The 12,342-nt window shown below is 61.8% G+C and carries 15 protein-coding genes; 12 read left to right on the top strand and 3 right to left on the bottom strand.

Going from position 1 to position 12,342, the window contains the following annotated elements:
* Window positions 1-183 precede the first annotated feature (183 nt).
* The 7 genes from VFB05_RS24530 (at window position 184) to VFB05_RS24560 (ending at window position 6,706) form a co-directional block, all read left to right on the top strand.
* Window positions 184-1,362 (top strand): ABC transporter substrate-binding protein, encoded by a 1,179-nt coding sequence (locus VFB05_RS24530; RefSeq protein ID WP_325017143.1) that lies wholly within the window; start codon window positions 184-186, stop codon window positions 1,360-1,362.
* 248 nt (window positions 1,363-1,610) lie between these two features.
* Window positions 1,611-2,480: a branched-chain amino acid ABC transporter permease gene (locus VFB05_RS24535; RefSeq protein WP_325017145.1), complete on the top strand. Its 870-nt coding sequence runs from the start codon at window positions 1,611-1,613 to the stop codon at window positions 2,478-2,480.
* A gap of 11 nt (window positions 2,481-2,491) precedes the next feature.
* A complete protein-coding gene (locus tag VFB05_RS24540; protein WP_325017148.1) occupies window positions 2,492-3,523 on the top strand; it encodes a branched-chain amino acid ABC transporter permease in 1,032 nt (343 codons plus the stop codon).
* Window positions 3,520-4,272: an ABC transporter ATP-binding protein gene (locus VFB05_RS24545; RefSeq protein ID WP_325017150.1), complete on the top strand. Its 753-nt coding sequence runs from the start codon at window positions 3,520-3,522 to the stop codon at window positions 4,270-4,272. The genes VFB05_RS24540 and VFB05_RS24545 overlap by 4 nt, the downstream gene beginning before the upstream one ends.
* On the top strand, window positions 4,265-4,975 hold the full coding sequence (locus tag VFB05_RS24550; RefSeq protein WP_325017152.1) for an ABC transporter ATP-binding protein: 711 nt from the start codon (window positions 4,265-4,267) through the stop codon (window positions 4,973-4,975). The genes VFB05_RS24545 and VFB05_RS24550 overlap by 8 nt, the downstream gene beginning before the upstream one ends.
* 146 nt (window positions 4,976-5,121) lie before the next feature.
* Entirely contained in the window at window positions 5,122-6,240 is a 1,119-nt protein-coding gene (locus VFB05_RS24555) for a cobalamin-independent methionine synthase II family protein (RefSeq protein WP_325017154.1), read from the top strand.
* Window positions 6,241-6,352: 112 nt separating this feature from the next.
* Window positions 6,353-6,706, top strand: coding sequence for a curlin repeat-containing protein (locus VFB05_RS24560; protein WP_325017156.1), 354 nt, complete (start codon window positions 6,353-6,355; stop codon window positions 6,704-6,706).
* Between the two features lie 134 nt (window positions 6,707-6,840).
* Here VFB05_RS24560 and VFB05_RS24565 read toward each other — a convergent pair whose 3' ends face one another.
* Genes VFB05_RS24565 through VFB05_RS24575 form a run of 3 tightly spaced genes read right to left on the bottom strand, consistent with a single transcriptional unit; the run spans window position 6,841 to window position 8,172 of the window.
* Window positions 6,841-7,284: a hypothetical protein gene (locus tag VFB05_RS24565; protein WP_325017158.1), complete on the bottom strand. Its 444-nt coding sequence runs from the start codon at window positions 7,282-7,284 to the stop codon at window positions 6,841-6,843.
* The gene (locus tag VFB05_RS24570; RefSeq protein WP_325017160.1) at window positions 7,281-7,706 is read right to left on the bottom strand and encodes an XRE family transcriptional regulator; all 426 of its coding nucleotides are present in this window, start codon (window positions 7,704-7,706) and stop codon (window positions 7,281-7,283) included. The genes VFB05_RS24565 and VFB05_RS24570 overlap by 4 nt, the downstream gene beginning before the upstream one ends.
* Window positions 7,687-8,172, bottom strand: coding sequence for a hypothetical protein (locus tag VFB05_RS24575; protein ID WP_325017162.1), 486 nt, complete (start codon window positions 8,170-8,172; stop codon window positions 7,687-7,689). The genes VFB05_RS24570 and VFB05_RS24575 overlap by 20 nt, the downstream gene beginning before the upstream one ends.
* Window positions 8,173-8,565: 393 nt before the next feature.
* Here VFB05_RS24575 and VFB05_RS24580 point away from each other — a divergent pair, with 393 nt between their 5' ends.
* The 5 genes from VFB05_RS24580 (at window position 8,566) to VFB05_RS24595 (ending at window position 12,334) form a co-directional block, all read left to right on the top strand.
* Window positions 8,566-9,963 carry a hypothetical protein gene (locus VFB05_RS24580; protein ID WP_325017164.1) on the top strand — a complete coding sequence of 466 codons (1,398 nt, stop codon included), beginning with the start codon at window positions 8,566-8,568 and terminating at the stop codon, window positions 9,961-9,963.
* Window positions 9,964-10,140: 177 nt separating this feature from the next.
* On the top strand, window positions 10,141-10,425 hold the full coding sequence (csgH, locus tag VFB05_RS32250) for a curli-like amyloid fiber formation chaperone CsgH (protein ID WP_414643315.1): 285 nt from the start codon (window positions 10,141-10,143) through the stop codon (window positions 10,423-10,425).
* Window positions 10,410-10,970, top strand: a complete 561-nt coding sequence (locus tag VFB05_RS24585; RefSeq protein ID WP_325017166.1) for a hypothetical protein — start codon at window positions 10,410-10,412, stop codon at window positions 10,968-10,970. The genes csgH and VFB05_RS24585 overlap by 16 nt, the downstream gene beginning before the upstream one ends.
* A 43-nt stretch (window positions 10,971-11,013) precedes the next feature.
* Window positions 11,014-11,313, top strand: coding sequence for a curli assembly protein CsgF (locus VFB05_RS24590; protein ID WP_325017168.1), 300 nt, complete (start codon window positions 11,014-11,016; stop codon window positions 11,311-11,313).
* Window positions 11,314-11,476: 163 nt separating this feature from the next.
* Window positions 11,477-12,334 carry a CsgG/HfaB family protein gene (locus tag VFB05_RS24595; protein ID WP_325017170.1) on the top strand — a complete coding sequence of 286 codons (858 nt, stop codon included), beginning with the start codon at window positions 11,477-11,479 and terminating at the stop codon, window positions 12,332-12,334.
* Window positions 12,335-12,342 lie beyond the last annotated feature (8 nt).

The raw sequence follows: 12,342 nt of genomic DNA on the forward strand, positions 1-12,342 counted from the left end.
TGAGGAGGGCGCCCTTCGTTCAATTGACTGTGGCGGCGCAAGCGATGCCAAGTTCATCACAAGTCCGGTGGCCAAATCCGCTGCCCGTTGTCATGCTGCCGTGAAAGCGGCAGCCGGCACGGCAGAGGCGGGATACGGTGAAACCGGCATAATCTGACACAGTTCGACGAGGGAGAGACGTTCATGTTCGTTCGCAGTCGCCTATTGCTCGCAGCCGGCATCGTTGCCGCGACAGCTGCGTTCGCGCCGAGGCCCGTGCTGGCGCAGGAGGTCGTCAAGATCGGCCTGATCGTGCCGATGACCGGCGGCCAGGCTTCGACCGGCAAGCAGATCGACAATGCGGTCAAGCTTTACATGCAGCAGCACGGCGACACCGTCGCCGGCAAGAAGATCGAAGTCATCCTCAAGGATGATGCGACGCTCCCCGACAACACCAAGCGCCTCGCGCAAGAGTTGATCGTCAACGAGAAGGTCAGCGTCATTGCAGGCTTCGGCATCACGCCGTCCGCGTTCGCGGCCGCTCCGCTGGCGACACAGGCGAAGGTGCCGGAAGTCGTGATGGCGGCCGGCACCTCGGTCATCACCGAGAAATCGCCCTATATCGTGCGCACGAGTTTTACGCTCGGGCAATCGTCGACCATCATCGCGGATTGGGCGATCAAGAACGGCATCAAGAAGGTAGCAACGCTGACCTCCGACTATGCTCCCGGCAATGACGCGCTGAACTTCTTCAAGGAGCATTTTGTCGCCGGCGGCGGCCAGATCGTCGAAGAGGTCAAGGTGCCGCTGCAAAATCCCGATTTCGCGCCCTTCCTGCAGCGCATGAAGGACGCCAAGCCCGACGCCATGTTCGTGTTCGTGCCGGCGGGGCAGGGCGGCAGCTTCATGAAGCAATATGCCGAACGCGGGCTCGACAAGGCCGGCATCAAGGTGATCGGCCCCGGCGACGTCACCGACGACGACCTGTTGAAAGATATGGGCGATGCGGTGATCGGCACCGTGACCGCACATATCTACTCGGCCGCGCATCCGTCCGCGAAGAACAAGGAATTCGTCGCCGCCTACAAGAAGGCGTTCGGCCAGCGGCCGGGCTTCATGGCGGTCGGCGGCTATGACGGCATGCACCTGATCTACGAGGCGCTGAAAAAGACCGGCGGCAAGGCGGACGGTGATTCCCTGATCGCTGCGATGAAGGGAATGGCATGGGAAAGCCCGCGAGGCCCGATCTCGATCGATCCGGAGACCCGCGACATCGTCCAGGATGTTTATGTCCGCAAGGTCGAGAAGGTCGACGGCGAACTCTACAACGTCGAATTCGAGACCTTCAACGCGGTCAAGGATCCCGGCAAGACCAAGAAGTGACGTCGCGCGAGCGACGTCGTCCCCGGGGCGCTCTTGTCCCTCCCCCTTGCGGGGGGGTGGCACGTTGAAAGCGAAGCGAACAACGTGCCGGGTGGGGTGTGGTTTGGATTGACCCCCACCCCGGCCTTCGCTTCGCCATAGCCGATGAACGCATCGGCGTTCTATTATCAATGACGGCGGCCGGAGGCCGCCTATGCGACCCTCCCCGCAAGGGGGAGGGATCAGGAAACATCGGACCTAAATCCCGCATGACCTCTGTCCTCACCAACCTGTTCGACGGCGTTGCCTACGGCATGCTTCTGTTCGTGCTGGCATGTGGCCTTGCCGTGACGCTCGGGCTGATGAATTTCGTCAATCTCGCCCATGGCGCGTTTGCGATGGCCGGTGGCTATATCTGCGCGATACTCGTGAACAGCCATGGCTGGCCGTTTTTTGCAGGCCTGCCGCTCGCCTTCGTCGGCAGCGGCCTGATTGGTGCTGCGCTGGAGCGCGCGCTCTACCGTCACCTCTACACGCGAAGCCATCTCGATCAGGTGCTGTTCTCGATCGGGCTCGTCTTCATGTCGGTTGCGGCTGTCGATTACTTCATGGGTTCCTCGCGCGTCTTCATCAATTTGCCGTCCGCCCTTGAAGGCCAGTTCGACGTGTTCGGCGTCGGCATCGGCCGCTATCGGCTGATGATCGTCGTCATCTGCGGCCTGTTGACCGCGCTGCTGCAACTGATCCTGGCGAAGACGCGCTTCGGCAGCCGCCTGCGCGCCGCCGTCGACGATCCGCGCGCCGCAAGCGGGCTCGGCATCAACGTGCCGCAGGTCTTTGCCTTCACGTTCGCTTTTGGCTGTGGTCTTGCTGGTTTGGGCGGCGCGCTGAGCGCGGAAATTCTCGGGCTCGATCCGTATTTTCCGCTGAAGTTCATGATCTACTTCCTGATCGTGGTGACGGTTGGCGGCTCGTCCTCGATCACCGGACCGTTTCTAGCCTCGCTCCTGCTTGGCATCGGCGACGTCGCCGGCAAATATTACGTGCCCAAGATGGGACCGTTCGTCATCTACACCATCATGATCGTGATCCTGATCTGGCGCCCCAACGGCCTGTTCGGCCGCACGGCGGCGCGCTGAGCGATTGGAATATGACCGCCCCATCAGACATCGGCAGGATCGCAAAGGCTCACGCCAACTGGCATTGGAGCGAGATCGCCTTCTGGGTTCTCGCGCTCGCCTGCGGCTTTCTGTTTCCCTCGCGTTACCTGATCATGACCGACATCGTGCGGCTGGCGCTGTTTGCGCTCTCGCTCGATTTGATCCTGGGCTATGCCGGCATCGTGTCGCTGGGCCATGCGGCCTTTTTCGGCATCGGTGCCTATAGCGCGGGGCTCCTTGCGCTGCATGGCGTCGTCACCCAGCCGGCGCTGGCGCTGGTCGTGGCCGGTCTTGCCGCCACCGTCGTCGGCTTTCTCACCAGCTTTCTCGTCATCCGCGGCGTCGATCTGACCCGGCTGATGGTGACGCTTGGCATCGCGCTATTGCTGGAAGCGCTGGCGGAGCGCTATTCCAACATCACCGGTGGCACCGATGGCCTTCAGGGCATCGAGATGGAGCCGGTGCTCGGGCTGTTTCAGTTCGATCTCTACGGCAAGACCGGCTTCTTCTATGCGCTCGCCGTGCTGTTCATCCTGTTCCTGGTGGCGCGGCGGGTCGTGCATTCGCCGTTCGGCCTGTCGCTGCGCGCCATCAAGAACAATCCGTTGCGCGCGGCTGCGATCGGCGTACCCGTCAACCGTCGCCTGATCGCGATCTATACGATGGCCGCCTTCTATGCCGGCATCGCCGGCGCGCTGTTCACCCAGACCACGCAGCTTGCTTCGCTCGACGTCTTTGCCTTCGAACGCTCGGCGGATCTGATGCTGGTGCTGGTGATCGGTGGCACCGGCTATCTCTATGGCGGCCTGATCGGCGCCGTCGTGTTCAAGATGCTGCAGGAGCTGTTCCAGATCATCACGCCGCAATACTGGCTGTTCTGGATTGGCCTCGTGCTGGTCGTGATCGTGCTGGTCGGCCGCGCGCGGCTACATCGCTGGGTGTTGTTCGTGCCGAACCTGGTCATTCGGCAGTTCGGCGGGCAGAAGACCGCGGTCGCCGTTCCCGAAAGCGATGCATCATGACGCTGGCGCTGGAAACACGGGGACTGGAGAAACAGTTCGGCGGCCTCAAGGTCACGCGCGACCTGTCGCTGCAAATCAACCAGGGTGCGCGCCACGCCTTGATCGGCCCGAACGGCGCCGGCAAGACCACGGTGATCAACTTGCTCACCGGCGTGCTCAAGCCGAATGGCGGGCGGATCCTGCTGGAAGGCAGCGACATCACGGACGTGACCGTGCATGGCCGCGTGCTGCGTGGACTGTCGCGCACGTTCCAGATCAATCAGCTCTATGCGGACCTGACGCCGATCGAGACGATCGGGCTTGCGGTCGCCGAGCGTCTCGGCCGCGGCGGCGACTGGTGGCGCGTGATGGGCACCCGCGACGACGTCAACGCCGAGATCGCCGAAAATCTCGAACGCTTCCATCTGACAGATGTCATGAACGAGCCGACCGCGACGCTGGCCTATGGCAAGCAGCGCTTGCTGGAGATTGCGGTTGCGATTGCCGCCAAACCGCGCGTGCTCCTGCTCGACGAGCCCGCCGCCGGCGTTCCCGAAAGCGAACGCCACGACATTCTGGCCGCGGTCGCCTCACTGCCGCGCGACGTCACCGTGCTCCTGATCGAGCACGATATGGATCTGGTGTTTTCCTTCGCCGACCGGATTTCGGTGCTGGTCAATGGCGCGATGCTGGTGGAGGGCGCCCCTGACGAGGTGGCGCGCGATCCACAGGTGAAAGCGGTCTATCTCGGCGAGGGCGTCGATGGCTGAGCTGCTAGCAATCGAAAATCTGCGCGCCGGCTACGGCGAGGCAGTGGTGCTGCCGGACATGACGCTGCGCCTGAAGGAGGGCGAGGTGCTCGCGCTTTTGGGGCGCAACGGCACCGGCAAGACCACGCTGATCAATTCGATCGTCGGCGTGACGCGCCGCATGAGTGGCAAGGTCGCGCTCGCCGGGCGCGACATCACGGGTTTGCGGCCCGATCAGCGGGCGCGGGCAGGGATCGGCTGGGTGCCGCAGGAGCGCAATATCTTCCGCTCGCTGACGGTGGAAGAGAACATGACCGCGGTGGCGCAGGATGGGCCGTGGACGGTGGAGCGCGTCTACGAGATGTTTCCGCGGCTGAAGGAGCGGCGCAATAATTTCGGCAACCAGCTCTCCGGCGGCGAACAGCAAATGCTGGCTGTGGGGCGCGCGCTGACCCTCAATCCGAAAGTGCTGCTGCTCGACGAGCCGACCGAGGGGCTGGCGCCGATCATCGTCGAGGAACTGCTCAAGGCGCTCGGGGCCATTACCCGTTCGGGCGGCATCTGTTCGATCATTGTCGAGCAGAACGCGCGCAAGATTCTCTCGCTTGCCGATCGTGCCGTGATATTGGAACGTGGCGCTATCGTCCACGATGCGGCGAGCGAGGCCTTGAAGGCCGATGCTTCGGCGCTGGAACGCTTTCTGGGTGTTGCCGGCAAGTCGTGATGGTTATGCTAGCCGTCATTGCGAGCGCCAGCGAAGCAATCCAGAATCTTTGCGGCCCGGCTGGATTGCTTCGTCGCTTTCGCTCCTCGCAATGACGGATCAAAAATGATCTAATCGTCGCAAGGACGAGCCTAGGGAGTAACACCGTGCAACGAACCAAGCCCCCCTTCCGCGCCGACGAGGTCGGCAGTTTGCTCCGGCCAGAGCGCATCAAGGAAGCGCGCGCCAAATTCGAGAAACACGAGATTTCGGCCGAGGAGCTGCGCAAGGTCGAGGACATGGAAATCGAGAAGGTCGTGCATCGGCAGGCCTCGACCGGCCTCAAGCTTGCGACCGACGGCGAGTTCCGCCGCTCCTGGTGGCATTTCGATTTCCTCGCCAAGCTCACCGGCTGCGAGCTGTTCCATCCTGAGCAGGGCATCCAGTTTGCCGGCGTGCAGACCCGGCACGAAGCGGTGCGCGTGATCGGCAAGCTCGACTTCCCCGACGACCACCCGATGCTCGCACACTTCAAATTCCTGAAAAAACAGTGCGACCAGGCCTACGTCACGCCGAAGATGACGATCCCGTCACCGGCGGTGTTGCACTTCCGCGGCGGCCGCAAGTCGATCTCGAAGGAGGTCTATCCCGATCTCGAGGCCTTCTTCCACGATCTTGCGAAAACCTACCGCAAGGCGGTGAAGGCGTTCTATGACGCGGGCTGCCGCTATCTTCAGTTCGACGACACCGTCTGGGCCTATCTGTGCTCGCAGGACGAGTTGAACAAGGCGCGTGAGCGCGGCGACAGCATGGATGGCTTGCAGCAAACCTACGCCCGCGTCATCAACTATGCGCTCGCCGAGCGGCCGGCCGACATGACCATCACGACGCATGTCTGCCGCGGCAATTTCCGCTCCACCTGGATTTCGTCCGGCGGTTACGAGCCGGTGGCCGAGACGCTCCTCGCCGGCACCAATTATGACGGCTATTTCCTGGAATACGATTCCGAGCGCGCCGGTGGTTTCGAGCCGCTGCGCTATCTGCCGAGAGGAAACAAGGTGGTCGTGGTCGGCGTCATTACGTCCAAAAGTGGAGCGTTGGAAAAAAAGGACGACATCAAGCGCCGGCTCGAGGAAGCGTCGAAATTTGCGCCGATCGAACAGCTCGCGCTGTCGCCGCAATGCGGCTTTGCCTCCACCGAAGAAGGCAACATCCTCACCGAGGAAGAGCAGTGGGCCAAGCTCCGCCTCGCCGTCGAAGTCGCGCAGGAGGTGTGGGGCAAATAATGTCCGGCAGTTCGCCTGCGGCAAAAAGCTCCCATCCGTCGAATCGAACAGGTCTTGTCACGCCTTGTTAAGGCGAACGGCCTAATCAATCCCGCATCGATGGATGGGGTCCATGATGCGCATTGTGGCTGGATCGGTTTTTCTTCTGATGATCGCGGCTCGGCCGGCTTCGGCTGACGAAGCGTTTGTCACACAAGTGACGAACAAGGCGGTTGCGGCCGAACAGACCGGCATCGCTTCGGCGAAATCGGCCTATGCCTCCGCGATGCTGGCGCTTCCGGTCAAGCCGGGCGCTCTCAATTCGTTCGTCCAGGTGCCGGCCGCCGTTCCCGGAACCAATATTTCCGGCGTGGTGCAGTCGGGGACGAACAATTTTGTCGCGGTCACACAGACCGGTAGTGGTAACGCGTCCTCGATCGTGCAGCGTGGCAGCGGCAACCAGGCGATCGTGACGCAGCGTCATTAACCTACTTGGGCTTGCTCCGCCTCATCCTGAGGAGCGGCGTCTCGAAGGATGGGATGAAGTCGATATCGAGGCCTCATGGTTCGAGACGGCGCTTAGGCGCCTCCTCACCATGAGGGTCTGACCGATCGGGGCCGTCAGCCCTGCGCAGGCGTCACTGTCAGCGAACCCACGTGAAGCTCGCCCGGGCCGCCATTGATCAGCGTGCGGATGTGGATCATGCCGGGCTCGAGAATCTCGAACGGCTCGAACACGAGGCTTGCGGCGACGACGATGCAGGGCGGCGCAGCGCCGTTCTTCGGCAGGTTCGCCAGCAGGTCGATCTGGTCCTGAAGTCTCGGCACCTCGATCGGTTCTTCGGCGACAGGATCGCTGCGGCCAGGCACATAGCATCGCGACAGCACGGATTCATAGGGCTGCGTCGCCGGCGAGAACACGTGGAAATGAATGCAGAACTTCGGCAGCACCAGCGGAAATTTCGGCGTCGTGAACATCACCGCGTTGTAGCAGCCGACGAATGAGAGCTTGCCGCCGGGCTCGTTGCGAATGTCATCGCAGAATATCGAATAGCCGTACATCATGCGGATTTCTTCGCCTGCTCCGGCGCGAGGCTTGCGGGCGCGGTGCGCACCGAAATCTGCTTGGCAGCGCCGTTGATGTACTTGATCTGGCCATGCCTGACGGTCGACGTCGTCATTGGCGGATGTTGCAGGGAGTGGTTTTGTCCGGCCCTCGCGACCGGCTCCTTCAACTCGAAGGAGATTTCCATGTCCATCGCCCAGGCGATATCGGCAAGTGAGCGCAAGGTCAGATGGGCTTCGCCCGAGAGCTGCCGGTTGATCAGCGATCGTTCGACACCGAGTTTCTCTGCAAGTGCCTGCTGCGGAAGGGCGCCTTCGCTCTTTCGCTGCGCCAGCGCCCTTAAAAGCTCGCTGCGCACGCGGCCGATGAAGCGGCCGGCGTGACGCGCCCGGCCGCCGATATCAAAGTGAAAGGACGTCACCCGGCGTTACCCCCTGCACACACAAATTTTCGTCCACTCCCAGTTCCCGCCGCATCCGCCGGATCGCAATCCGGTATCCGCGATAGAGATCGTGATCCTTGACCACGTCCGCCCAGTTTCCGAACACGGCGACGAAGCAATCCTTTTTCAAAAACCAGCCGAAGATCCGGATATCCGGCGTCTTCAATTCCCACACTGCGTTCTGCTCTGCACGAATGGATCGAAACTGCTTCATGTAGACCAGCGGCGATCCGCTTAAGAATGTGTTGAAGAGATCATCGACCTGTTCGGCCGCCGTTGCTTCTCCGAGGCTCTGTTTCGGCTTTGCCCCTTTCGCCAGCCCGCCAAGCCAGTCGATAAAGTCCGGCGTGCCGTAGAGCAGTCGCATTTCCTGGTCGCGCGGATGCATCTCGAGCTGAATGCGCGAGATAACTTTCGCCTCAACCAGTTCTTCGATTGTCGTCATACGTGTCTTTAGGCCGCGATCCGAAAACCCAGCGGAATCGAAACGCAGTCTACAACGCGAGCAGCGTCGACACATATGCCGGCGGACGAAAATCCGACATGAGGCGCAGTTTTAATCGGCGAACGTGACAGTTAAATTGCAAGCGGCGCGCGATGGGACAAGCGAAAGCTGGCCTCGCTCCCAAAAATGGACGATCGGATTTGTTTGCGGCAGAGCGGTTTTGCAAAAGCAAAACGTCGAGAAGTCTGCGATTTACAAGGCGCTCGCGATCGATTGTAACGGCCAGATGAAATTTTTCTGCGCCCATTGTGGTCGCCGTTAACGGCGTGTTAACGCCACGAGCGAGGGCGGCGATGGTCGCTGACCCCACTTTGGAAAACCTAAGGACGTGTCATGAAGCGCCTCACGACGCTGGCCATTCTTTTGGCCACGACGTCGCTGGCTTCTGCTGCCAGCAACGAGTCTTTCATCATCCAGGCCGGAAAAAAGAACAGCGCGATCGTCGGTCAGCAAAACGGCAACAACGCGCAAGGCACCGGACAGTTCGGAAACGGCAACTCGGCCGTCACCGCCCAGAAGTCGACAGACGGCGATACGAACAAGTCTGCGACGCTTCAGATCGGCAACAAGAACGCGTCGACGGTCGGCCAGCTCGGCGGCAATAACAGCCAGGGCACCCTGCAGATCGGCAACGACAACAGCGCAACGACCCTCCAGAACAACGACACGAAGAACAAGAACAAGTCGTTCACCGGCGAGTTCGGTAACGGCTCGACGTCCATGGTCGGCCAGGCCGGCGGCAACAACAACCAGACCACGCTCCAGTTCGGCGCGGGCAAGGATTCCGACAACCTGGCGATCACCAACCAGCTCACCGGCGTGAACGGCGGCCAGAACGATTCCAAGACCATCCAGGCCGGCGCCGGCAACACGGCGTTGATCTCGCAGGACAGTGAGGGCGTTGCGGGCAAGAAGTCGGGCGCGGGCGGCAACAACAGCCAGATCTCGCTGCAATTCGGCCGCGACAACACCGCCGCCACAGACCAGAACTCGATCGGCTCAGGCACCACCAAGAAGACGGATCAGAGCGGCGTGAAGAACGACGCAGCGACGCTTCAGGTCGGCTTCGACAACATCGCGTCCACCAAGCAGAGCGGCGCGAATCCGGGCGATACCGCCAACCAGGCGACCAATGCTTCGGCGATCGCGCAGTTCGGCCAGTACAACGGGGCGGGCGTCAAGCAGGTCAACGGCAACAACCAGCAAGGCACCTTGCAGGTCGGCTCCGGGAACCTCGCCAACACCAGGCAGAAGAACGCCGAGGATTCGAACAACCCCAACGCCTCGCTAACGATGCAGTTCGGCCAGGACAATACGGCGAACACCAAGCAAACCAACGGCAACAATCTGCAAGCGACAATTCAGGCGGGCCGCGACAACGACGCCAAGACCACGCAGAAGAACGTCGACAACGGCAACGGCGTCAACGCCGCGCTGACGCTCGAATTCGGTACCGGCAATTCCGCGGTCACCAGCCAGAAGATCGCCGATCCCCTGAACAACGGCGTCAACGAATCGCTGATCGCGCAGGTTGGCAAGTACAACACCGCCAAGGTGCGTCAGGCCGACACCGGTCTTCAGCAGATGATCGGTCAGAATCTGCAATCGACGTTGCAGGTCGGCAACGGCAACAGCGCTACGACTGTGCAGACCGCGAGTGCCAGCGTCTCCAACACCTCGGTGACGGCGCAGTTCGGTTCGCACAACACCGCGGTTGTCACGCAGCACTAAGCCACTCACGGGCGGCGGGATCACGTCCCGCCGCTCTTGCCTTCGAGGGGCGCGATGTCGAGAGCACGCACGGGGCTGTTCACAGGGCTCACGACGGCGGCTTTGGCTATCGTTGTCTTTTGTGCGCGGGCAGAAGCGACGCCTGCGAAAGTCGGGCAGGTGCAGGTCAAACAAGTCATGGCGATCGGGTGCCAAATTCGGATCACGGCGGAGGGCGAGGCCATCCGTATCGAAGCCGTTGCGAACAGCCGTGAAGACGTGAACGGCCGATACCGGCTCGACATTGCGAAGACTAGCGCAAGCGGTTCCAGCCGCAACGTTCAAAGTGGCGAATTCAGCCTCACGGCTGATCGCGAAGAAGTTCTTTCGACGACTTTCCTGGGTGCATCCGACGCGGGTCACTTCCAGGCCAGATTGATGCTCGATTCAGGTTCGGGGAGTGTCTCATGCGTTTCGCCTTGAGAGAACATTTCAGCGCCGTCGCATTTGTTGTCGCGGTTCTGCCGGCGATATCAGCACAGCCGGCCCTTGCGGACGGCGCCTTCATCCCTCAGGCGGCCAAGGGTGCCTTTTTCGGTCATTCGCTGATCTCGAATCCGGCCGGCAGCCAGTCGTCGCCGTACTCGCCGCCGCATGGCGGAACGACACAAGCAACGCCTGAAACCACGATACAGGCGACCGGCGGAAATTATGTCGGCACGCTCGAGATGGGCCGCAACAACTTTGTGCTGCAGGCGCAGGCCGGTTCCGGCAACAGATCCAATGTCGGGATCCTCGGTGGTGCGCACGACAATGTCGGCGTGTTTCAACACGGGCAGGGGCTCGTTTCGAATCTGGCGCTGGTCGGCCTCGCCGGGCTCAACGTGGATTTGCTCCAGCCGCCCGGCACGGCGCCGGTGAACATGCTGATCGCAAGATTGCCGAACGGCACGTTGGATATCATTCAGCCGAAGGGCGTACCGCAGGCCACCATCATCCGCGTCGGCAACACCCTGGTGGTGAAGTGACGGGCGGCTCGAACTGATTGCTTAACTTCAAGGGGACATGGATATGGGCAAATTTGGATTTCGGTTTCTGTGCCTTGCCGGCGTGATGGGCCTTCTGACGCCGGCGCTCGCAACGGAGCAGGTCTATCATCCGATCAGCCCGACCTTCGGCGGCAATCCGGGCAACGGCACGTTTTTGCTGTCGACGGCGCAAGCGCAAGGCGAAGGCACGAAGTCCGGCAATCAGGGACCTGATCTGTCGGGATTGACCAACGCGCTCAGCGGCATCGGAAACGGAACGGGTACAACCAGCGCGACGAGCACGGTCGCGAACCCGACTTCGAACGCGGCAAAAATGCCGTGACGCGCGAGGCCAGGGTGGCGTCGGCGGCAATTCGGAATGCTGTCATACGCCGCTGATAGTTGGTCGGGATTGTATTTCGTGTGCGGGGTGGGGGCTTAAATTGGGTTTGCGTGTTGCCAGATTGGTGTGCCTGTCGCTGCTGGCCGTGTCAGTCGGCGGGTGCATGTTCGACCCGACGGCTGGAACGGCCAAGGATCCCATCGACGAGCCCGCCGCCATGGTGCCGTCGACCAAGACCGGCCTTGTGCTCGATCATCTGCCGCCGCCCAGGCGCAAGCTCGATGTCGCCATCTATAATTTCCCCGACTTGACCGGTCAGAACAAATCCAACGACAACTTTGCCGAATTCTCGCGCGCGCTGACGCAAGGCGGCGCGGCGATCCTGGCCGATGTCGCGGTCAAGGCGGGCAATGGTGCCTGGTTCGATGTCGCCGAGCGCAACGATCTGCAACCGCTGTTGCAGGAGCGGCAGATCATCCAGAACACGCGAAACGCCATCGATGGCGACAAGGCGCAAAGCCTGCCGCCGCTGCGTTTCGCCGGCATTCTGCTCGAGGGCGGGGTGATCGGCTATGACACCAACGAGACCACCGGGGGCGCCGGCGCCAACTATCTCGGCGTCGGCCCGAACGTGCAGTATCGCCAGGACATCGTCACGGTCGCCTTGCGCGCCGTCAGCGTGCAGACGGGAAGGGTGCTCGCGTCCGTGACGACGACCAAGATCGTCTATTCGATCAACGTCGCCGGCACCGGCTTCCTGTTCACGGCGGTCGACAAGCTGCTTCAGGCCGATATCGGCTTCACCAAGAACACCCCGCCGACGCTCGCCGTGCGCGAGGGCGTTCAGCTTGCGGTCTATTCGCTGATCTTCGAAGGCGTAAAGAACAAGCTCTGGGAGTTCAAGGACCGCGCTGCGGGCGAAGCCTTCATGCGCGAACTCGAACGGCACCAGAAGGCGGTGCCGCCCGAAGTCATTGCCAGCGCCAGGCTGCCCGGCGATGCGGTGGTCGCGAAATACTAGAGGCCGTA

This window comes from Bradyrhizobium sp., assembly GCF_035652035.1.
GTDB lineage: Bacteria > Pseudomonadota > Alphaproteobacteria > Rhizobiales > Xanthobacteraceae > Bradyrhizobium.